This window comes from Candidatus Venteria ishoeyi, from assembly GCF_030378065.1.
Taxonomy (GTDB): Bacteria; Pseudomonadota; Gammaproteobacteria; order Beggiatoales; family Beggiatoaceae; genus Venteria; species Venteria ishoeyi.
This window is the reverse complement of record NZ_JAUCGJ010000015.1, coordinates 24,552-47,608: the sequence shown is the minus strand read 5'-3', so window position 1 is coordinate 47,608 and position 23,057 is coordinate 24,552. Positions and strand designations below refer to the sequence as shown.

The following is a 23,057-nucleotide window of genomic DNA, read 5'->3' as shown; positions in this document are numbered from 1 at the left end:
TTATCAGGTAATTTTTAGGACTGCCTCAATATTCCCCTATAGTATAATTTTTGTATAAAAACAAATTATTGATTTTTATGTTGTTATCTTAAAAATCTTATACTGAACTCAGCGGCTTAGTGCATACTGGCATTAATCAATATCACAACTGCCGGTTTTTTCATACACTGCCATAATTGCTTTTAACTCCACTAATAAAAGCTGGTGCTGCGTTGCCGATAACATCGCCGTTTCAGGCAGGGTTTCACCTTGCTCCATTTGCAAAATAACCTGGCTTACCTGGCGACAACCTTGCTGGCAAATATTTTCCAGACTGTTTTCCAGACAGTCATGAATCAGTTTGTCTTCACTCATGGGCTTATACCTTGTTTTTTAGCATATTTGTTAAGCCAGCACATCACTGTGCCGCGTGATTTTAAGGTGCCGGTGATTAAGTAATCCAGTATCCAGTGATCTTTATGCGCCCATTCCGACCACCAACGTGCTGCATGACTGCCGCACCACAAAATTTGATCACCAGAGTGTAACGCCTCATCTTCATCGGGTAATAAGGTATACTGATGCTCACGCAGCAATAATAAAGGGATAATGGATAATTTCTGCTCACGCGCTCTGGGATTGCGTAATAAGTCGCCCAGATAAATATTGCTCTCTTGTTGCAAGGCAAGATGTACCGAAGGACTCTGCCTGGCATCAATGCAGGTTTCCCAGATTTCCGGCGAGTGCTCTAAAAAATCCCGATCTGCAAAACTGTGAATAGTGTCCAGCAACGTTTTAGCCCAGTCATCGCCCTGTTTTTTTGCCAGTTTCATAAAGTCCACCAGCATCGGCGTGGTTAAGACCACCCGAATATAATCAGCAATGGCTTGATTACCAGGCATAATGACATTAGCCCCCACCGCCTGAAAAATATCGTGATTATCCGTCTGGTTCTGGCGCAAGACGACAAACAGTTTATGCCCCACCGTTTTGCTTAGCTCTCTTGCCGTCATTACAATTGAAAGATTATTCACATCATTATTGGTGCCGGCAATAATCCCGACTGCCTGCTCAATATGCGCCTCCTGCAAGGTGCTGGCTTCCGTACCCTGACCAATCACATATTCCACTTCAGGATAACCGGTTAACTCAGGTTTGGCTTCAATAATAATAATGTGCAGCCCTGGTTCCTTTTTCAAACGCTGATACACCGCCTTACCAAAACGACCATAACTGCATAATATCCACAATCCCTTAAACGGTGGTTGCTCTAATGTATAGTTAATATTCTGAATGCACCCGGTAAACCACTCACGTAATAAATATAAATGTGGCACGCATAAGGTGGTGTGCAGACCTGCGGCGAATACTTCAAACGGGTTCATAATATAATCAGTGCCAAAGGATTTCATATTGGCAGCCACTTCCTGGCTGCCGGTACGACAAATGACCTGCACTTTGGGGTTAAGCAGTTTGCTGGTAATTGCAATTTGCAGATTAATCGAGTCATTATTGGTGACGGCAATCACTGATTGGCAATGGGGGTTATTCAGCCCTGCTTCCTGCAAGTACAGTGGCTTACGACTGTCTGCACATAACAGCGGCACATCAATGGGATAATTTTCCATTATCAGTGTATTGGCAACATCTTCACTCTGTTCGATGACCACCACCCGTATGCCACGCGCTTCCAAGGTAGCCACCAAAGCCCGTCCGGTTTCTCCATACCCGCAAATCAGATAAAACGGGCAACAGATGTTTTTAACCTTGGAAGTAAAATGCATTTCCCGTAAAGAGCGTTGCAGGGATTTATTTTGAAATAAGGCAATTAAGGTACCGATGGCATAAACCCAGGCAATTACCGTGAGATAAATCGAAAAAGTGACCCACAGGCGCTGGGCAGCGGAAAAAGGTTGTGGAATTTCACCAAACCCTATGGTTGTACCCATAAATGATACAAAATAAAAAGCGTGAAATAAATCAATATACTGAACTTCACCCGTTGCATCATCAATATGACCGGGCATCAGGGTCAGTCCAACCAGCACAATGGAATAAATGGCAATCAATACCAATAGCGGAAAACGCATCCGCCGTAAAACCAGGAAAATCACTGCTTAACGCCGCAATAAAACAGTTTCAGTGACCAGTAATAACACGGATATAACATTCGCTAACATCGCACCACCCGCGAGTGAAACAATACTGACCATAGTGTTGGGGGTCATCGTTTCCCCCGTGATATGCACGCCAAAAATCCAAATGCCGCCAGCCAGCAATAACTGCATATCGGCAACCAGGCTGGTGGAAAGCAAAATAGCGCCAACATGCGATTTATCCCCAAATTTTAAGATGGTCGCGATCAGGTTAACCAGAATAGCGGCCAATAATTCATATTGATTATGATGGACGGGATTATCGATATCCCCGATAAAAAAACCAAAATTCAGGGTAAGTGCTAGAACAATAAAAAAACTAAAAACAACGTTTTCAAAATTCATGAGTTATCCGGTGATAATAGTGGTGTTTCAGCTATTATTTTACCCTCATTCCTTAGCAGAGTGCCTCACGGGGTATAAGCCAAATCATAATGCCACTAAGAAATTGTTGATATGCTGCATTCTAGCAAAGACACAGCAGGTTTTCATCTTCACTTAAAATAGCTAAATCAGTAAAAAAATATTGCCTTTTCACAGTATGGCGCATAAGAACAGCATCACTCATTTGAGCTTTCCTCCGATTGCAAAATTTGCTCACAGAGATCACAGATAAGGTCATAGTGATATTGTTGGCTCAGTCTCTCAATGCGCTCTGCTATCTCCGGGTATTGCACCTTGATTTTTGCCGTAACATCTTCTACACCCTGCACATACAGAGAGAGTGCAGCTTGATACAAATCCTCCAATAAAGCCCGTGGTAATTTCTGCAAATCCTCACGGCTCAGCGCCGTCGTCTGCGCTTGGGGCGCATCGGTCTGAGCCTGGATATACAGGTAATCAACCCCCAGATATTGGTGCATCATTGCAAATACTTGAGACACCAGAAAGGGTTTGCTGAGCGCATCATCACAGCCTGCGGCAAGGATGTTACCCTGATCCTCCTGAAATACATTGGCGGTCAGAGCAACAATTTTAACCTCATCTCCACCGGGTAGGGTACGAATTTTGGCTGCAGTGGCATAACCATCCATCACCGGCATCTGGATATCCAGCCAGATAAAATCGGGCGACCAATCTTGAAACATCGCCACAGCTTCTACACCATTGGTGCACGCCCGCACTTTAAAACCGGCTTGCACCAATATGTTGGTGAGCAATATCCGGTTATCCAGGTCATCTTCAACAATCAGAATTCGCCAAATCTGTTGACCGGGTTGCAGACCACAAACCTGCCTGGATTGCGCTGTGCCACGAACATCTGCCGGAGTATTCAAAACCTCAACTGCGATCTGGAAACTAAAACAACTGCCTTCACCCACAACACTTTCCACACGCATCTCACCGCCCAGCAGTTCAATGAATTGATGTGAAATCGCCAGACCCAGGCCGGTGCCTTTTTGACCGAGCATATCTGGCGCAGCTTGTACAAAAGGCTTGAAAATAGTATCAAGATGCGCTTGTGGAATACCTTTGCCAGTGTCTTGCACCGCTACCTGCAAGCACTGGCGATCTATTTCATGCGCCAGCGGCAATATGTCGGCGTGTACGCTAATTTCTCCCTGTTGGGTGAATTTAACCGCATTACCCAATAGGTTACTGAGCACCTGGCGCAACTTGCCAGAATCGGTTTTGATATAATGTGCCATATTATCCGCCAGCAGCAGATTGACGGTAATATTTTTGGCTTGGGCACGGATACGGAACATCTCGGTAATATCTTGCAGCAACCGCACCACATCGAAAGATTCAGGGTGCAACTCGATCTTGCCCGCCTCAATTTTGGACAAGTCCAGCACATCATTAATCATGGCCAACAAATGTTCACCGGCATGGTTGATGGTATTCAGGTTTTCTTTTTGTGTCGGCAAGGTATCAGGCGCATTGGTCATGAGTTGGGAAAAGCCCAGGATAGCATTGAGCGGGGTGCGCAGTTCGTGGGACATATTGGCGATGAAAATACTTTTGGCGCGGTTGGCGGCTTCCGCCGCATCTTTTGCCTGTTCCAGCGCCTGATTGAGGAGTGCAAGTTGCTTGGTGCGTTGCTCGACACGTTGCTCTAGTTCTTCTCTGGCTTGCAGCAAGGCTTTCTCGGCAGCAAGCCGCTCGCTGATATCCTGACCGATAGAGAGTAATCCCGTCACCTTGCCATCAATATCTTTAAGGGTTTGCTCCGACCATTCGATAGGCACCTCCCGTCCATCTTTGGTCACTATGGGATTGCTATGCGTCTTAATGTCATCAGTGGCAGAGAAAAACACCTGTTTGATATGTTTCCAGTCATGCTTCGAAAAAAAGGTCTCAAACCAGTCCTTGCCCCGGACTTCATCCAGGCTGTAGCCGGAGATTTTTTCCATAAAAGGATTAAAACGTATAATTCGGCCCCGCATATCCAATACCAGCACAATGGTGGGAGCAGTATTGATCAAGCCTTCGGCAAAATCACGCTCGGTCCGCAGGGAGGCTTCCAGCCTTTTGCGCTCACTTATATCGATGAAACTTGCCACCGTGCCGCGAATATCACCGTTATACGCTATCGGTTTGGCGTATACCCAAACCGGAAAAAAGCTGCCATCTTTGCGGGTAAACAAATATTCATTGCTGTTTTTACTACTTGTGTGGATGCTATCCATAATTGAACGTTGTGCTTGCGGCAGAGGATCGCCAGCAATATTATGCGTATGAATCAATGAATGCAGATGCTGTCCGAGTAAACCCTTGGTGGATTCGTATCCCAACAGTTTCGCCCCGGCTTGGTTGATAAAGGTGCATATGCCTGCTTCGTTGAGTCCGAAAATACCTTCTACCACCGTATCCAGAATCAAACGGCTCATCAGTTCGGCTTTCCGCAGTTCGGTAATATCAGTATTAGACCAGAACCACTTGATAATGCGGTCTTCCTCATCCCGTAAATGTATGACCTGGGTATCAAACCAGCGATAGACACCATCATGACGGCGAATGCGCAGCTCGGTATGAAACTCAGTACCACTATCAATGGCTTTTTGCCAGGCGGCAATAGTTGGTGCGCGATCATCCGGGTGCAGTTGTTGCAGCCAGTCAAAGCCGAGTTGCTGAGCTTTGCTGACACCGGTATAAGTGAGCCATTGCTGGCTGAAAAAATTACAGGCTCCGTCAGGTTCGCAAGTCAAAACCAGTTGTGGCAGCGAGTCGGCTAATTGGTGAAACCGACTTTCGCTGGTACGCAATGCCTGCATGGAGGTGTTTAGTTTAAGATGGGTTTTTACCCGTGCCAATACTTCTTCAGGGGTAAACGGCTTGGTAATATAGTCACTGCCCCCAACTTCAAAGCCTTTGAGTTTGTCAGCCGTTTCTCCCTGCGCACTGATAAAAAGTATCGGAATCTCACAAAATACTTTCATTGCCTGCAATTGTCGGCAAACCTCAAAACCACTCATATCCGGCATGTTGACATCCAGTAGAATCAAGTCCGGTGTTTTTGTCTTGATACTCTTGAAGGCAGCAGTGCCATTAAGCGCAGCTCTGACCGTATAATGTTCCTGCTTAAGGACTCGGGAAAGAAAGCGTACACCCTCAGCATCATCATCAACGATGAGTATATTTTTATTTGCTAGTAAAGGGGGAAATGCCTGCATATTCATATCCTACTGTTCTGTGTCCTCAGTATTTAATCCGAATCAATTCAGATTTTGGGAGCCAGAAAACATTCCAATTGTTCATATTGGAAATTATTAGCATAAGGCATTATCGCCTCGGCTAAGACCGCATCGTTTTCTGCGATATGCTGAACAGCGTCAAGCACGGCATTGACATCAAGTTCCTTGAGCGCCTGCGCCAGTTCGGCGCGTAAATCATCGGGAAGTTCAGCCAGTGCGCTTACAATCAAGGCGGGTTCCAAGCTGGTTTTAGCTTGCGTCTCCTTGGGAGATAAATCCTCTGATTTATATATATAGTTTAGGTTTAAATGCCGCGCCATGCAGTCAAAAATTTCTTCCTCACGAAACGGCTTACGCACAAAATCATCACAGCCCAGTGCAATAATTTCTTGTTTCTGGGATTTAAAAGCACTTGCGGTGAGTGCAGCAATAATGGTCTCTTTACCACCTGGCATGGCGCGAATTCGTTTGCTTGCTTCATAACCATCCATCACCGGCATCCGCATATCCATCCAGATGAAATGAGGTTGCCATTGTTCAAAGCATTGCAAGGCTTCCTGCCCATTGTCCGCTTCCTGCACATTAAACCCGGCTTCAACTAATAATTTTTTCAGCAACAAGCGGCTTTCCTGCACGTCTTCAACAATCAATATACGGGGAACCGCCTGCTCCGGTACCAGCCTGAAAACCTGAAGCGGAGGGCTGGGCATCTCGACATCAACAGCATCCGCCAATGTCACTGCAATATGAAATTTGAACAGGGAGCCTTTTCCAGGCTGACTCATCACTGTAATATCACCACCCAGCAACTGAATATAATGGCGGGTGATAGGTAAGCCCAAGCCTGTGCCTTTGGCATTGACTGAAGAAGTTCCTGCTTGAACAAAGGTTTCAAAAATACTCTCCAGATGTGCTTTGTCAATGCCGATTCCACTGTCTTCAATTTCAATCCTTAATTGGCATTTTGCCCCTGGCGTATTTTCTTCACAATGAGTTTGCACACACACACTGACCCTGCCTTCCTGGGTAAATTTAATGGCATTACCAAGCAGGTTGATGAGTATCTGGCGTAATTTCCCTGCATCCGTTTTGATAAAAGCAGGTAATATCGGGTTCAGCTCCCAGAGGAGTTGAATATTATTATTTTTTGCACGGATTGACATCATATCGCCAATATCTTGCAGCATCTGTGACAAATTAATCACTTCTTCATTCACCGTCATACGGCCTGCTTCAATTTTTGACATATCCAATACATCATTGATTAAAGACAATAAATGTTGCCCACTGCGGTTGATAATAGCCAGCATTTCCTGTTGTTCCTGGGTTGCTTGTGGATCATCTTCCAGCAATTGAGAAAAACCGAGTATGGCATGGAGCGGGGTGCGCAGTTCGTGGCTCATGTTCGACAAAAAATCGCTCTTGGCCTGATTGGCGAATTCTGCGATTTCTTTGGCATGTTGCAGGGCCTGGTTAGTCTGGAGCAGATCTGCGGTTTTCTCCCGTACCCTATCCTCTAATTGATCCTTATATATTTCCAGATTGTGCTGGGCATTACGCCGTTGTGCAATCTCCTGCTTTAATTTTGCCATGTTCATATTCAGTTCATGGGTCATGTCATTAAAAGCCTGGGAGACATCACTTAATTCATCGTTATGGCCTATATTTAACCGGGATTTGAATGCCCCTGTGCTGATCTTACGAGCCGTAGTCGCCAGCCTGGAAAGATAACGACCAATCAGCAGGTGAAACAGAAAAAGAATAAATAGCGACACCAGAAAGGTTTTGATTCCCTGGCTGATAAGAATAACAACTAATTTATCAATGAGGTGCTGATAAACCACATCCAGATCAGCCAGTACCACCACCTCCCCCAAAGCAATGGTTTTATCACGATGAATATGATTCAGTTTAAAGGTATGATGAATAACCCGCTGCGCTCGATGCTTACCTTTATAAGTTTTTTCCTGGCCCAGCTCATCCTTGACCTGAGCATAGATAATGGCAGGCAGACGCAACATACTTTCCAGTTGCAAGCGCAACCCTTCTTCATTATGCACCCAAACAGATGTTGATAAGGTATCCTGATAAATGATTTCAATTTCTTGCAGGCGCGCTTCAAGGATGCTTATGTCACGATGGTAGTCATAAAGCAACTGAATTGCCGTGATCACCAGAGTGATGATCGAACTGAATAATAAGATATAAATTGCAAAGCGGCGTCCGATTCCTCTGGATATAGCCTTGAACATGGAATCTAATCCTGGTAACGTTTCAGTGCCGTATTAAATATCTTTTGGTGGCTGCCATCGGCTTTCATGCGCCGAATTTCAGCATCAATTATCGGTACCAGATCCTGATGTTTCTTATGCAAATAGAGATACCAGTCACCCGCCAGAAACGCGGGTTCCAAAATATGAATATCTTTAAGTTCCTGCGCTTTGATATGCATCATGCCAGCCATGCGCTCGATAATAGCCAAATCAATGCGTCCATCAGCGAGCATGGCAAACAATTGCTCACCAGCATCAACCAGGGTCACCGAGTTCGCAGTCGTTGTATTCCACTCGATAATTTTCCAGCCTTTGACAACACCCACATCATAAGGTTTGAGATCATCTGGCCCAGTTACCTTAAAATCAGCTTTGCGGGAAAAGATGACATGCTCATACTGCATCACCACTTCAGGCACCCGTACCAGATTCGGATATTTTTTATCCAGATCCAAAATACGGCACACATCACCATCATCAATACCTTTATTAGCATTGGTCAGCGCCCGCTCGGCGGGTAAATACTGAATCTCAAATTCCATACCCAGACGTTTAAATAGCTCCTGGTAAAAAATATCCAGTACCCCTGACTTATCCGGGGCATTAATCGGGGCGGTGTAGGACGTGTTAAGTATCAGTTTGGAAGTTGCAGCAAGTGGCATTTCCAGTGGCAATAAACAACACAGAGCGATAATAAGTATGCGATACATATTGATTCTCCTTTGGAATAATACTTAATTCCATCTATAAATCAGGGGACATTCCCCAAATATAGTATATCTCTGGCAAGGATGATTGTCCCCTTTCCAATCTTTTACAAAGATGGAAGCTTCCAGGAAAATGATGACTATCAGTTCTCATTATCTGGATTTCCTACCTGAAATATAACCTGTTCACAAGTATCATATAAATATCCAAAATCAAATTGTTCAACTAAATTCTGGATACGTTTAGCGACTACGGGGTTTTGTTCATGAATTTGTTGGGCAATCTTATTGATTTCTTCCTGATCCAGAGACAGTGCAGCTTGCTCCAAAGATTTTAACATTGCTATTGGTACGACTTTGAGATCGGCTGTGGACAAATGCTGGGTTGAAACCTCAGGAGACTTGATAGTGGGCCGCTTATAACTATACTGTAATCCCAATTGTACTTTCATATATTGGAATATCTGCTGTTCCATATAGGGTTTGCTGAGAAAATCATCACAACCAGCATCAAGAATTTTTTTACGGTCTTCCTCAAAAGCATTAGCTGTTACCGCAACAATTTTAACCTTATCACCACCTGCTAAGGAACGAATTTTTCTGGCAGCCTCATAGCCATCCATGACGGGCATACGTACATCCAGCCAGATAAAATGGGGGTTCCAGCTTTGAAAAAGTGCTACTGTTTCAGCGCCATCCACCGCTTCCCGTATATTAAAGCCCACTTGTTGTAATAATTTGCTGAGCAGCGCCCGGTTGTCTGCATCATCATCGGCGATCAGAATTCGCCATTGTGGCTGACCTGATTGTAAACAATTGACTTGTAATGTTTTATCCGATGTATGGCTGTCCACTTGTTGTGCTATTATTTCTAGTGGAATATCAAAATAAAATTTTGCACCTTGGTTTAAGACACTTTCCACCGTTATTTTCCCCCCCATTAATTCAACAAAAATACGTGAAATCGCCAGCCCCAGACCCGTGCCTTTTTGTTGGGAAGTCGTAGGGCCGACCTGGATAAATGGTTTGAATACACTGTTGAGTTGGCTGGTTGCGATACCCTGTCCTGTATCTTGCACTGCTACTTGCAGGCGAGACTGTGATGCTGCTGTTACAGGCGGCAATATGCGTACACCCAGGCTTATTTTGCCATGCTCGGTAAACTTGATCGCGTTCCCCAGCAGATTGGCGATAATCTGGCGTAGCTTGCCGGGATCGGCTCTGACCAAAGCCGGCAGCTTTGCTTCTAAATCCAGAGTAAATTTCAGGTTTTTAGCTTGGGTACGCTGGTGGAAAATATCACTCATATTTTGCAACAGGTGTTTTAAGTTAAAGGTTTCAGGATGAACCTCGATTTGTCCTGCCTCAATTTTGGATAAATCCAATACATCGTTAATCATTGCCAGCAAGTGTTCACCTGCGCGGTTGATGGTTGTGAGATTCTTTTGTTGCTCTGATGTCACTGCCGGATTGCGGGCCATGAGTTGGGAGAAGCCCAAAATGGCATTAAGCGGCGTGCGTAGTTCATGAGACATATTCGCCAGAAACATGCTTTTGGCGCGATTAGCCGCTTCTGCCGCTTCTTTCGCCTGTGCCAGCGCCTGGTTGGTGGTCGCAAGTTGTTTGGTGCGTTGTTCGACTCGTTGTTCCAGTTCATCTCTGGAACGCTGCAAGGCATGTTGTATTTTTTTGTGTTCGGTAATGTCGCGGTCTATACCTCTATAGCCCTGAAAGCTGCCGGATGCATCATAAACAGCAACCCCGCTGGTTTCGAGGATAACATCATGACCCTCTTTATGGCGGCAGGTATTTTCCAAGCGCACAATGGGGCCATATTTAGCGACTATCTTGGCGAATTTAACCTGTATCTGCCTGGCTTCCGAGGGGGACATCATGTCAAACGGAGTCTTGCCCAGCACTTCCTCCGACGTATAACCCAGTAGATCTTTAATGGCGGGGCTGGTGTAAGTATATTTCCCATTCTTGTCTATGGCCCAAATCCAGTCGCTGGTTGTTTCCACCAGAGAACGGAATTTATTTTCACTTTCGCGTAAGGCATTTTCGGCAAAAAGCCGCTCACTGATGTCCTGACCGATAGAGAGTAAGCCCGTCACCTTGCCATCAATATCCTTAAGGGTCTGATCCGACCACTCAACAGGCAGTTCCCGTCCGTCTTTACTCACTATGGGGTTGATATTGCCATGTGTTTGAATATCATTAATAGCGGAGAGAAACACCTGTTTGATACCTTTCCAGTCAGATTTCGGCAGGAAGGTCTCGAACCAGTCTTTGCCCTGTACCTCATCCAGACGGAAGCCCGAAAGTTTTTCCATAAATGGGTTGAAACGCACAATCCGACCCTGTGTATCCAGCACCAGCACAATGGCGGGGGCGGTATTGATCAGGCTTTCTGCAAAATCACGCTCGGCCCGCAAGGATGCTTCCAGGTTTTTGCGCTCACTTATATCAATAAAACTTGCCACCGTACCGCGAATATGATCGTTATACTCTACGCATCTGGCATATACCCAGGCTGGAAAATAACTGCCATCAGCACGGGTAAACCGTTGCTCAGTACCGTCTTGATCATGACTGTGGATAGTGGACAGGATCGAACACTGTTCTTCCGGCAGGGGATTGTCTTCAAGGTCTGTGGGGTGAATCAAAGGATGCAGGTAGTGACCGAGCAAATCCTGGATCTCATAGCCTAAGAGTTTCGCACCAGCTTGATTGATGAAAGTACATAGGCCGTCTTCGTCAAGCCCGAAAATACCTTCCACCACCGTATCCAGAATCAAGCGGCGCATGAGTTCAGCTTCCCGCAGTTCAGTGATGTCAGTATTGGAACCAAACCATTTAATGGTGCGACCTTGCGCATCCAATAAACGTATAGCGCGGGTGTCAAACCAGCGATAGATACCGTCATGGCGACGAATGCGAAATTCGACATGAAATTCCGTACCAGCCTGCACGGCTGCATTCCAGGCTGCGACAGTGGGTTTACGATCATTGGGATGCACTTGTTGCAGCCAGTCAAAGCCCAGTTGCAATTCTGCGTCAATGCCGGTATAGCTGAGCCATTGTTGACTGAAGAAATCACATGCTCCGTCAGCTTGGCAGGTCCAGACCAGTTGCGGCAATGAGTTGGCCAGTTGGCGGAAACGGTTTTCACTTTCCCGTAATTTAAGCTCCGCCTGCTTGCGCTCGGTGATGTCATTCATTGAGACCACTGCCCCAAGCTTATTGCCATCAGCATCAATCAGCATCTGACCGGTTACGCTTATGCTGCGAGCTGGAAGCCCCTTAGGCGCAATAACACATTCCTCATTCTTCACTTTTTCGCCTTTTAGGGCGCGAACCAATGGAATATCGGAGAGTGGCAGTGGCGTCTTGCCATCTTCCTGGAATAAATCGTAGTATTTGCTCCAGCCTTCCTGTGGGAGCGGCTCTGCGGGCAAGCCGTGGAACACCATTGCTGCCCGGTTGAAATAGGACAGAATGCCTGCCTTATTACATGTAACAATACCATTTGCCGTGCATTCCAAAATCGCCTCCAGAAATATCTGACGGTTTTCCAGCGCCTTCTCGGCCTGCTTGCGTGCAATATCCAAAGCCAGGTGATTGGCAATATTTTGCATGGTATGAAGCAGTGTTTCCGGCTCAGATCGTACTACCTTGTCAGACAGGGATAGGGTGGCGAATACCGCGCCTTTGATGATGACTGGCACACAGAGAAAGGTTTCTACCTGCAATTTATGCAAAGCCTGAAACTGATATTCATGGCCTTGCCCGGCATGTGTTTCTACCATCGCTTCACCACTTTGCGCTACACTGCCGGAAAGGGTCTGTGTTATCGGCACGCGCAAGGGCAAAGATAATTCCGGCATACCGTAAGCAGCGGTAAAAATCATCTCGGTGGCGCTCTGGTCGTACAGTTCCAGCGCAGCAATGGGGTATTCCAGACAGGTAGCGAGAATTTCCACCAATTGGACGTAGATCTCCGGCAGTTCCATGTCGGAAAGAAATAGACGGGAGATGGCGGCGGTTGCTTCCTTTTCCATCTCCCCTTGTTTTTGCATGCTGATATTGTGGCTAATACTGATTAAACCACAAGACTTTTGATTTTCGTCATACACTGAGGAAATAAAAGTTTCCACCCAGAATGTAGAGCCATTCTTATGTTTTTGTCGATATTGCCCGCGCCATTCCCCATTTGCATGAACCTGGTGAATGCGTTCCCGTTCTTCCTCTTCTGTTCCAGTTTCAATGATAAGACTGAGCGGTTGTTCCAGCACCTTGTTTGCAACATAGCCGTACAAGCGTTCCGCACCCTTGCCCCAGTAAACCACCCGTCCTTCCAGGTCGGTGGCGATGACGGATTCATGTATGCTGTCGAGCAATTGTGCCTGAAACCCTAAACGGGTATTTTGTGCCTCCAGTTGTTTCATGGAGGCGCTTAGTTTGAGATGGGTTTTTACCCGTGCCAGTACTTCTTCAGGGGTAAATGGCTTGGTAATATAGTCACTGCCCCCCACTTCAAAGCCTTTGAGTTTATCAGCCGTTTTTTCACGTGCGCTGATAAAAAGTATCGGAATTTCACAAAATGCTTCCATTGCCTGCAATCGCCGACAAACCTCAAAACCACTCATATCCGGCATGTTGACATCCAGTAGAATCAAGTCTGGTGTTTTTGTCTTGATACTCTTGAAAGCCGCAGTGCCATTGAGCGCGGCTCTGACCGTATAATGTTCCTGCTTAAGGATGCGAGAAAGAAAACGCACACCCTCAGCATCATCATCAACAATGAGAATGTTTTTATTTGTTGGTAAAGGAGGAAATGCCTGCATATTCATATCCTACTGTTCTGCTTTCTCTGTGGTTGATCCGATCAATTCAGATTTTGGGAGCCAGAAAACATTCCAGTTGTTCATATTGGAAATTATTAGCATAAGGCATTATCGCCTCGGCTAAGACCTCATCACTTTCTCCGATACGGTGAACAGCGTCAAGCACGGCATTGACATCAAGTTCCTTAAGCGCCTGCGCCAGTTCGGCGCGTAAATTATCGGGAAGTTCAGCCAGTGCGCTTACAATCAAGGCGGGTTCCAAGCTGGTTTGAGCTTGAGTCTCTTGGGGATGTAAGTTCTTTGATTTATGTACATAATTTAGGTTTAAATGCTGCGCCATGCAGTCAAAAATTTCTTCTTCACGAAATGGCTTACGCACAAAATCATCACAACCCAGTGCGATAATTTCCTGTTTCTGGGATTTAAAAACACTTGCAGTGAGTGCAACAATAATGGTCTCTTTACCATCTGGCATGGCGCGAATTCGTTTGCTTGCTTCATAACCATCCATCACCGGCATCCGCATATCCATCCAGATAAAATGAGGTTGCCATTGTTCAAAGCATTGCAAGGCTTCCTGCCCATTGCACGCTTCCTGCACATTAAACCCGGCTTCAACTAATAATTTTTTCAGCAACAAGCGGCTTTCCTGCACGTCTTCAACAATCAATATACGGGGAACCGCCTGCTCCGGTACCAGTTTGAAAACCTGAGAAGGTGGGCTGTACACCTCAACATCAACAGTATCCGCCAATGTCACTGCAATATGAAATTTGAACAGGGAGCCTTTTCCAGGCTGGCTCATCACTGCTATATCACCACCTAGCAAGTGAATATAATGGCGGGTAATGGTCAGCCCCAAGCCCGTGCCTTTTACATTAGCGTGATGGTTGCCAGCTTGAACAAAGGTATCAAAAATAGAATCCAGGTTTTCTTCAGCAATACCAACACCGCTGTCTTCAACTTCAAAGTTTAATTGGTATTTTGCCCCTGGCATATTTTCTTTGCAATGACTTTGCACGCGCATACTGACCCCGCCCTCATGGGTAAATTTAACCGCATTACCAACCAGGTTGATGAGTATCTGACGTAATTTCCCCGCATCTGTTTTGATGAAAGCAGGTAATATCGGGTTCGGTTCCCAGGTGAATTGAATCGCATTATTTTTTGCCTGAATGGACATCATATCGACAATATCTTGCAGCATTTTTGGCAAATCAATGACTTCTTCATTCACCGTCATACGGCCTACTTCGATTTTTGACATGTCCAATACATCATTGAGCAAGGTCAATAAATGCTGCCCACTACGGTTGATAATGCCCAGTGTTTCCTGTTGTTCCTGCGTTGCTTGTGGATCACGTTCCAGCAGTTGAGCAAAACCAAGAATGGCATGGAGCGGAGTACGCAGTTCATGACTCATATTTGACAAGAAATCACTTTTGGCGTGGTTGGCAGTTTCCGCAAGCTCTTTTGCTTTAATAAGTTGCAGATTAGTTTTTTGCAGTGATACTTCCACTTGTTGACGTTGCCGGATCTCGCGCTTGAGTGACCACGACCATAACAGCGCCACAGCTAACAGGCTAAAAAAAATACCCGCACTGATAACTGCATAGTAGCGGATGATTTCCATGGAAACGCCACGGGGATCAATGACACCAAACCACTTGTCGTAAATTTCATCATATTTACCATTGGCCTTGATGATGCTGAGTCCCTGATTCAAGTGCGCCAGTAATGTAATATCTCCTTCTTTAACTGCAAAACAATATCCCCGACCATAGACAGCAATGTTGGGGCCAGTGATTTTGAGGTTGCTCAGTACCAATTCTTTTGCGGTCAGAAGACCGACCAGTCTGGGCAGCAAAGCATAGTCTCCCTGCCCAGAAGCAAGCAGGCGCAAGGCTTCGGGCACTGTTTTGACCAGTATCAGGTGCTTGCTGATTTGATTTTTTAGCAGATAATCATGGGTTGCATCAGATTGCATGGTGATAATCTTCTTATCACGCAGATCATTTTCTGAGCTTATACCCGATTCTCCCGTGCGCATAAACACGGCGGCATAAGAAACAGTATGCGGGGTGGTAAAATCAAATACCTGTTCTCTTTCTTTTGAATAGGAAACAAGCGGTAGCGCATCAATTTCACCCTTTTCCAATGCGCCGCGCACCTCATTCCAAGGCCCCACCCGGAAACGGATATCGAGATCCATCACCCGCGCCACCGCTTTAAAGAGATCAATACTGAAACCATCCGCCTCCCCCTTGTCATTAACAATGGCAAAAGGCGGATAATCCAGTTCACTACCAACCACCAGGATTTTTGGCAAGGCTGATGTGACTACTGGTGAGTCACTTTGTTGCGCAAGCGCGGAAAATGATAAAAAAATACCCACCAATATGAGCATGATGAATAAATTATCAGCAACAATTTGTTGCATAATTTTCATGGTAAGGAACTCCCGGATGTTTAGCCCGGATATTTCATAAGTATCCGGGTTAGCTGTATTTTTATCGGGGCTGTCTCTTTATGTTGTTAAATCTGATGGAAAAATACCTAAGTAGGTGATAATTATGATGACCTACTTATTATCCACTAAAAATACCCCGCAAAGAATTAGGCAATGCTTCGGTAATTTTCACCTGCACAAACTGCCCGATTAACTCGGCAGGCCCGTCAAAATTTACCACCCGGTTATTTTCCGTGCGTCCTGCCAGTTGTTTGGGGTCTTTTTTGGAAAAACGCTCAATCAGCACTTTTTGCTGCGTACCTAGCATATTTCTGGAGATTTCTCCCGCCATCGCATTAATGCGGGTTTGTAAAATCGATAAACGGGATTTTTTCACCTCCAGCGGTACGTCATCCACCATATCCACTGCCGGGGTACCGGGGCGGGGGCTGTAAATAAAGCTGAAAGAATGATCAAAACCCACGTCCTCAATGAGTTTCATGGTGGCTTTGAAATCATAATCAGTTTCACCGGGAAAGCCGATAATAAAATCTGAAGACAGGCTTAAATTGGGCCTTGCTGCGCGTAATTTACGAATTTTCTGTTTATATTCCAAGGCACTGTGACCACGTTTCATTTGTGCCAGAATACGATCCGAGCCGCTTTGTACCGGCAAATGTAAGTGCCCAACCAACTCTGGTACTTCAGTGTAAACCTGGATTAAATTGTCATTAAATTCTATCGGGTGTGAAGTGGTGTAACGAATGCGGTCTATGCCATCAATCGCTGCCACATAATGAATTAATAATGCTAAATCAGCAATATCGCCATCGTGCATCAGGCCGCGATAGGCATTGACATTTTGCCCCAGTAAATTGACTTCACGCACGCCCTGCTCTGCCAGCGCGGAAACTTCTGCCAGCACGTCATCAAACGGACGGCTGACTTCTTCGCCACGGGTATAAGGCACTACACAGAAGGTGCAGTATTTGCTGCAACCTTCCATGATGGAAACAAAGGCGCTGACACCATTGGCCTCAGGTTCCGGCAGTTTATCAAACTTTTCAATTTCCGGGAAAGAGATGTCGATTACGGCATGATGTTCAGCCCGCGCTTGTCTGAGCATGGCGGGCAGACGGTGCAAGGTCTGCGGCCCAAATATCAAATCCACAAAAGGTGCGCGCTGGCGTATCGCCTCGCCTTCCTGTGAGGCAACGCAGCCGCCAACGCCAATAATCAGCTTAGGGTTTTTTTCTTTTAAGGGCCGCCATGCGCCTAATTGTGAAAACACCTTTTCCTGGGCTTTTTCACGCACGGAGCAGGTATTGAGCAATAGCACGTCAGCATCGAGCGGGTTGTCGATACGCTCTAGCCCGTGTGATGCGGCTAAGGCCAGGGCCATTTTGTCAGAGTCATAGTCATTCATCTGACAGCCGAAGGTTTTGATATATAACTTGTTACTCATTTCTTAGTGCATTCCTTGATCGTATTTCCCTGTTTGTATAATGTGCCATAGCTCATCTGGCGAATACACAGGTAGTGTAGCGGTTTTATAATCTTTCAGGTTTCTCGTCACTAAACCGTTGAGCTTAAGACATTCAGCTGAATAGTATTGCACTGCATCTTCAAAATCTTTAAATTCAGACTCCACAGATAAACGCAATACCTTATGATTCACTTCTGCAATCTGAAACAGTGTTAATAATTTTTTAATCTCAATTCTTGCTTGACTTCTATTAAGGCTTTTCGCTATTAGATAATCAATAGTCGTAAGGCTTGTGGCGCATAAATACCCTTCGAGTCTTTTATTTTCCACAAAACCAAGTAAAGTCGCCGAGAGATTTACAAAATCTTTTCTGTTTAATAAAACATCAAGGATAATATTAATATCAAAAAGAATTTTCAAAGATATTTATCCTCAAGGTGTTTTTTATAATCATTGTCGTCAACATCACTGGATTTCAATATCCCAATTAAAGACCGGGTAATTGGTGCTGACACAGATTGCTCCGTTTCCTGGCTTAAGCGTTGAAAATAATCGGCAACGACTTGGGATAGTGATAGTTCATGTTGCTTTGCATAAATTTTAGCTTGTTGTATTAATTTATCGTCTAACTGTAAGGTTAATTTTGTTTGCATGGCAAGGCTCTCATATGGAATATGAAGAAGTTAATAACGATAGGTAATAATTTAGCCCAAAAGATGCGCTTTTCCACCAAGAATATGACATAAACACCCCAGCAGATAAAAACTGGCAGAGTATAAATGATAAAGAAGCAAAGCTTTTGACAACTGCCTTTGTTTCGATAGAGATCTATATATACTGCTGTCAGAAATAATAGCGGAACAATACTTATGATTAAGGAACGAGGATTTTATAATTCCCGAAACCAAGCTGGCCTTTTTCTCCATTTTCTGCGTTCTGAAAACAGTTACATAGCTTGCTATGCGCCTGTTTTCACGCCTTGAAAATGAATAAAAATCCTGCGCCCGGTTTCGGTTCTTATTTCATCCTCGTTCCTAAGTTAGCTGTTTCATTTAATAAAAAAATGAATAGCCAAATGTTGCATAAGACATTGCTATAAAAGATAACGAAAATTATTATATCAATATATTTTTTATTCACATTAGGCTTTGCTGACATTTAGGCATGGCAAATTTCCACGCAAACAACATGGAAATAAGGTGGAATATACCAACGCCCAAATGTCAATAAAAACTAATGCTCCCGCGTCGCCATAAACCGCACGTCCGGCCAGCGTTCCTGCATCAGGCTTAGATTAACCTTGGTCGGGGCGATATAGGTTAAATGCTCGCCACCATCCAGCGCCAGATTGTTAAAGGCTTTTTTCTTGAAGTCTTCAAACATTTTTTCATCATCACATTCCACCCAGCGCGCAGTCGCCACCTGCACGGGTTCAAACGTACATTCCACCTTGTATTCGTTTTTCAAACGCCAACTGACCACGTCAAACTGCAACACCCCGACCGCACCCAGAATCAAATCATTGCTGTTCAACGGGCGGAATAACTGAGTGGCACCTTCTTCACTGAGTTGTATCAAGCCTTTAAGCAGTGCTTTCATCCGTAGCGGATCACGCAATACTGCACGGCGGAACAGTTCTGGCGCAAAATGCGGAATCCCGGTAAATTTGAGTTTTTCACCCTGGGTAAAAGTATCGCCAATCTGGATAGTGCCGTGATTCGGCAGGCCGATGATGTCACCAGGATAAGCGGCTTCCGTCTGTTCGCGACTGCCTGCCATAAAGGTCATGACATTGGCCAGCGTCACCGGACGTTCCATGCGATCATGATAGGCTTTCATGCCTTTATTAAATTGCCCGGAGCAGACCCGTAAGAAGGCTACCCGGTCATGGTGGGCAGGGTCCATATTGGCTTGTATCTTAAATACAAAACCACTGAACTTTTCTTCATTGGCAACCACTTCACGCTGCTTGGCGGCTCTGGGCAGCGGCGCAGGTGCGTATTCGGTAAAGCTGTCGAGCAATGCTTTAACGCCGAAGTTGTTAATAGCTGAGCCGAAATACACCGGTGATAAGGTGCCGTCCAGGAAGGCTTCCTGGTCAAATTCATGACTGGCACCTTTAACCAGCTCGATTTCTTCTTCTAATTCAGACAGGCGGTATTCACCCAGTGCTTCCGCGAGCTGCGGTGAGTTCAAGCCCTGAAAAGTCTGGCCTTCGCTGGTCAGATCATTATTACCCGCCTCAAACAGCGTCACCGTGTGATGCTGGAAATCATAAACGCCCTTAAACCCTTTACCCATGCCAATAGGCCAGGTCAGCGGCGCGCAGCGGATGTCGAGTACGCTCTCGATTTCATCCAGCAATTCTATCGGGTCTAAACCTTCACGATCCAGCTTGTTAATAAAAGTGATAATCGGCGTGTGCCGCAAACGACAGACTTCCAGCAGTTTAATGGTGCGCTCTTCCACGCCTTTGGCGGAATCAATCACCATCAGCGCCGAGTCCACTGCGGTCAAGGTGCGGTAAGTATCTTCGGAAAAATCACCATGCCCCGGCGTATCCAGCAGATTGATAATTTTATCCCGATAAGGGAACTGCATCACTGAAGAAGTCACGGAAATACCCCGCTGTTTTTCCAGTTCCATCCAGTCAGAAGTGGCGTGACGGCTGGACTTACGCGATTTCACCGTGCCTGCGCTTTGAATGGCACCGCCAAATAACAACAATTTTTCAGTGAGCGTGGTTTTCCCGGCATCCGGGTGGGAAATAATCGCAAAAGTGCGGCGTTTTTGCAGTTCAGTTTCAATCAGGGACATAAGGATAATGCGGATCTATGTTTAAAAACTGTCAATTATACATGAAATCAAATTATAACATTCAGCGGCTTGGGGTAAAAATGACATGATATGGCTGTTTTTTTGCTGACCTTATGCTTTTGAAAACTCCGAATAAGTTTTCTCCTGCAATAAAATCAATGGCTTACACATATGCGTGCCAGCTAAAATCTAATGACTTACGGACTTTTCCAGCGTTTTCAGTAAATGAAAGCCACCAAAATCTCACGCTAACGCAAAAACTGCTGCAAACGTCTGACACCTTCCTGCAAATGCGCTAAATCCCGGGTATAGGCAAAACGCAGGTATTTATGTGCCTGATTCTGCCCAAAATCCAGTCCCGGCGTGGTGGCAACCCGGATTTCATCCAATAATTGCTTGGCAAATAACACACTGTCATCCGTATATTTTTCAACATTCGCCCAGATATAAAACGCGCCTTGCGGACGGGTTTCTATCTCAAAAAGTTCCGACAGCGCCTGATATAAATAATCCCGGCGCTGTCGATAGGTTTCTGTGGTTTGTCGCAAATAAGCCTCATCAAATGCTGCCAGCGCGCCGTACTGACTCAGCGTGGGCGCGGCAATAAACAAATTCTGGATGACTTTTTCTGCATTGCGTACCTGGTTAGGCGGCAAAATCGCCCAGCCCAGACGCAGACCGGGCAGTGAAAAATATTTGGAAAAGCTGTTAATCACAATCACCTGATCGGAAAATTCCAGCGCAGTATGCGCGGGTTCCTCATAAGTCAGGCCATGATAAATTTCATCGGAAATAAAGGTTGCACCCTGCGCTTCACAGGTTTCTATCAGCGCTTTTAAGCTTGCTGCCGGATACACATTGCCAATGGGATTGCTGGGCGAAGAAATCTGCACTGCACGTATGCCGGGATAATCCCGGATTTGCTGCGGCGTGAGTTGATAATCCGTGCTGGCATCAATGGGAGCAAATACCGGCTTAATATCCAGTAAATGCGCAAAGTTTTTATAACAGGGATAAGCGGGGTCAGTGAGCAGCAAACGCTCCCCGGCACTGAGCAAAATGGCATAGGTGATTAAAAACGCCCCGGAAGTGCCTACGGTGATGGCAATACGCTCTGCTGCCACCGTCACCCCATAGCGCCGCTGATAAAAATCAGCGATGGCCTGCCTCAGTTCCCACAAGCCCAGGCTTTCGGTATACCCCACCTTACCCTCCAGCGCCGCCTGGCTTAAGGCCTGTTTAACAGCATCTGCGGGCGGCACATCCGGCTCGCCGATTTCAAAATGAATGACATCTTTAAGGCTGCGCGCTTTGCGCAGAATGTCCATAACCAAAAACGGGGTGACAGATTTTAAACGTGACATGGTGATTGCTATTATAAAAATTGGAAAACAGACGAAATGATCAGCAAAACCCAATCATACCTGAATTCCATTTTTTTATGTTGTGGGAAATTATCTGTGCAGGACTGCCAGCCCTTCAATTTTCACCAGAATAAAAGTGGGATATGATTTTATGCTACATTAGGAGTGAGAATTTTATAACTTCAGAAACTGGACTTATTTCACCCTCACTCCTTAGGAAATTTTCACCACCCCAGGTTAAACCCGCTGCAAGTAAAGCCATTTTGCTTATCTGTTTAAAAATACTTTAAATGTTCATCACATTGTTTTCTTGATTTGAGATGAAATATCTTGAATAAAAATACTGAAATTAAAATCACCCCACCTGCTACAGCAGCAAAAGCGAACAATAAAGTAAAGAAGTAAATAACGGCTACGCTCAAAAGCAAATAGGCAATAGAATGCTTTATGCTATGGACTTTTTGCCACAGATTATTAACCGTAGTGGTTTTTAAGCTGCCTGAATGTAATAGCGGAGGCATAAAGGTTTGAATGACAGTGTTTTGTAAATCTTGCCGGAGGATTTGTATATTCATGAGTGTTTTCTCCAACCTTCTGTTCTATGCAAAACTTGCTGTTATAATTATCTGTAGTAATTTAAGCTTTGTATATGGCACTAAAGTGCCTATTTTTAAGAGATTTCAATTTGAAGTCGAAACATATTTGATTTTTAAGCTATTTTTTCATTACAGAGAACTGTGACTGTGAAAATCCTGCTTGCAGATGATCACCCCTTATTCCGCGACGGTATGCGTTATCTACTTACGCGCAAGCAAAGCGAAGTCATCGTGCTGGAGGCCGGGGATATAAGCACGGCTTTGGCATTGTTGACGGAACACGGGGATGTGGACTTGATCCTGCTGGACCTGAAAATGCCGGGCATGGAGGATTTTAAGGGTTATCAGGTGCTGGAACAGCAGGTGCCTGAAATTCCTATTGTCATACTTTCCGCCTCGGAATCGCCGCTGGATATTCAGCAAGCGCTGGATGCGGGTGCTGCTGGTTATATTCCCAAGTCCTTCACCACCGAAGCAATGCAACATGCTTTACAATTAGTGCTGGAAGGGTATGTTTACCAACCGCCACCAGATGATACCAAACAAAAACTTTTTAATCAGTTGAGCGCACGCCAGGTGGCCGTGCTGCGTCTGTTGTGCGAGGGGCTGAACAATAAAGCCATAGCCCGCCGCCTGCATATCTCGGAAACCACGGTGAAACACCATGTTGCGGCGATATTCAGGGTGCTTGATGTGAGTAATCGCACGCAGGTCGCGCTGAAGGTAAAAATCTTGTTGATTTGAG

The 23,057-nt window shown here is 45.4% G+C and carries 15 protein-coding genes; 1 reads left to right on the top strand and 14 read right to left on the bottom strand.

The window, feature by feature from the left end; translation table 11 throughout:
* Positions 1-132 precede the first annotated feature (132 nt).
* From QUF61_RS06920 to QUF61_RS06855, 14 genes are all read right to left on the bottom strand, one after another.
* The gene (locus QUF61_RS06920; RefSeq protein ID WP_289681111.1) at positions 133-354 is read right to left on the bottom strand and encodes a hypothetical protein; all 222 of its coding nucleotides are present in this window, start codon (positions 352-354) and stop codon (positions 133-135) included.
* Positions 351-2,069, bottom strand: coding sequence for a potassium channel family protein (locus QUF61_RS06915; RefSeq protein WP_103918442.1), 1,719 nt, complete (start codon positions 2,067-2,069; stop codon positions 351-353). Before QUF61_RS06915 ends, QUF61_RS06920 begins: the two co-directional genes overlap by 4 nt.
* Before the next feature lie 27 nt (positions 2,070-2,096).
* The gene (locus QUF61_RS06910) at positions 2,097-2,480 is read right to left on the bottom strand and encodes a DUF6394 family protein (protein WP_103918443.1); all 384 of its coding nucleotides are present in this window, start codon (positions 2,478-2,480) and stop codon (positions 2,097-2,099) included.
* 215 nt (positions 2,481-2,695) lie between these two features.
* Entirely contained in the window at positions 2,696-5,752 is a 3,057-nt protein-coding gene (locus tag QUF61_RS06905; RefSeq protein ID WP_289681110.1) for a response regulator, read from the bottom strand.
* A gap of 47 nt (positions 5,753-5,799) precedes the next feature.
* A complete protein-coding gene (locus QUF61_RS06900; RefSeq protein ID WP_289681108.1) occupies positions 5,800-8,025 on the bottom strand; it encodes an ATP-binding protein in 2,226 nt (741 codons plus the stop codon).
* Between the two features lie 5 nt (positions 8,026-8,030).
* Entirely contained in the window at positions 8,031-8,756 is a 726-nt protein-coding gene (locus tag QUF61_RS06895; protein WP_103918446.1) for a substrate-binding periplasmic protein, read from the bottom strand.
* Between the two features lie 140 nt (positions 8,757-8,896).
* The gene (locus tag QUF61_RS06890) at positions 8,897-13,600 is read right to left on the bottom strand and encodes a PAS domain S-box protein (protein ID WP_289681107.1); all 4,704 of its coding nucleotides are present in this window, start codon (positions 13,598-13,600) and stop codon (positions 8,897-8,899) included.
* Positions 13,601-13,646: 46 nt separating this feature from the next.
* Positions 13,647-16,049, bottom strand: coding sequence for a transporter substrate-binding domain-containing protein (locus QUF61_RS06885; protein WP_289681105.1), 2,403 nt, complete (start codon positions 16,047-16,049; stop codon positions 13,647-13,649).
* Between the two features lie 139 nt (positions 16,050-16,188).
* Entirely contained in the window at positions 16,189-17,514 is a 1,326-nt protein-coding gene (gene miaB, locus QUF61_RS06880; RefSeq protein ID WP_289681103.1) for a tRNA (N6-isopentenyl adenosine(37)-C2)-methylthiotransferase MiaB, read from the bottom strand.
* Positions 17,515-17,517: 3 nt separating this feature from the next.
* Entirely contained in the window at positions 17,518-17,955 is a 438-nt protein-coding gene (locus QUF61_RS06875) for a PIN domain-containing protein (protein ID WP_103918449.1), read from the bottom strand.
* Positions 17,952-18,188 carry a DUF6364 family protein gene (locus QUF61_RS06870; protein WP_289681102.1) on the bottom strand — a complete coding sequence of 79 codons (237 nt, stop codon included), beginning with the start codon at positions 18,186-18,188 and terminating at the stop codon, positions 17,952-17,954. The genes QUF61_RS06875 and QUF61_RS06870 overlap by 4 nt, the downstream gene beginning before the upstream one ends.
* Positions 18,189-18,768: 580 nt before the next feature.
* Positions 18,769-20,352, bottom strand: a complete 1,584-nt coding sequence (locus QUF61_RS06865; RefSeq protein ID WP_103918451.1) for a peptide chain release factor 3 — start codon at positions 20,350-20,352, stop codon at positions 18,769-18,771.
* 248 nt (positions 20,353-20,600) lie between these two features.
* Entirely contained in the window at positions 20,601-21,716 is a 1,116-nt protein-coding gene (locus QUF61_RS06860) for an aminotransferase class I/II-fold pyridoxal phosphate-dependent enzyme (RefSeq protein ID WP_103918452.1), read from the bottom strand.
* Positions 21,717-21,991: 275 nt separating this feature from the next.
* Positions 21,992-22,291, bottom strand: coding sequence for a hypothetical protein (locus QUF61_RS06855; RefSeq protein WP_103918453.1), 300 nt, complete (start codon positions 22,289-22,291; stop codon positions 21,992-21,994).
* Positions 22,292-22,459: 168 nt separating this feature from the next.
* Between QUF61_RS06855 and QUF61_RS06850 the strand changes: the two genes are divergently transcribed.
* Entirely contained in the window at positions 22,460-23,056 is a 597-nt protein-coding gene (locus QUF61_RS06850) for a response regulator transcription factor (protein WP_103918454.1), read from the top strand.
* The last annotated feature ends 1 nt before the right edge of the window (position 23,057 follow it).

Coding starts and splice junctions, on each gene's coding strand:
- QUF61_RS06855 (WP_103918453.1), bottom strand. CDS start 22,291: ATGAATATACAAATCCTCCGGCAAGATTTACAAAACACTGTCATTCAA.
- QUF61_RS06915 (WP_103918442.1), bottom strand. CDS start 2,069: ATGCGTTTTCCGCTATTGGTATTGATTGCCATTTATTCCATTGTGCTG.
- QUF61_RS06885 (WP_289681105.1), bottom strand. CDS start 16,049: ATGAAAATTATGCAACAAATTGTTGCTGATAATTTATTCATCATGCTC.
- QUF61_RS06870 (WP_289681102.1), bottom strand. CDS start 18,188: ATGCAAACAAAATTAACCTTACAGTTAGACGATAAATTAATACAACAA.
- QUF61_RS06895 (WP_103918446.1), bottom strand. CDS start 8,756: ATGTATCGCATACTTATTATCGCTCTGTGTTGTTTATTGCCACTGGAA.
- QUF61_RS06860 (WP_103918452.1), bottom strand. CDS start 21,716: ATGTCACGTTTAAAATCTGTCACCCCGTTTTTGGTTATGGACATTCTG.
- QUF61_RS06920 (WP_289681111.1), bottom strand. CDS start 354: ATGAGTGAAGACAAACTGATTCATGACTGTCTGGAAAACAGTCTGGAA.
- QUF61_RS06890 (WP_289681107.1), bottom strand. CDS start 13,600: ATGCAGGCATTTCCTCCTTTACCAACAAATAAAAACATTCTCATTGTT.
- miaB (WP_289681103.1), bottom strand. CDS start 17,514: ATGAGTAACAAGTTATATATCAAAACCTTCGGCTGTCAGATGAATGAC.
- QUF61_RS06865 (WP_103918451.1), bottom strand. CDS start 20,352: ATGTCCCTGATTGAAACTGAACTGCAAAAACGCCGCACTTTTGCGATT.
- QUF61_RS06905 (WP_289681110.1), bottom strand. CDS start 5,752: ATGCAGGCATTTCCCCCTTTACTAGCAAATAAAAATATACTCATCGTT.
- QUF61_RS06910 (WP_103918443.1), bottom strand. CDS start 2,480: ATGAATTTTGAAAACGTTGTTTTTAGTTTTTTTATTGTTCTAGCACTT.
- QUF61_RS06900 (WP_289681108.1), bottom strand. CDS start 8,025: ATGTTCAAGGCTATATCCAGAGGAATCGGACGCCGCTTTGCAATTTAT.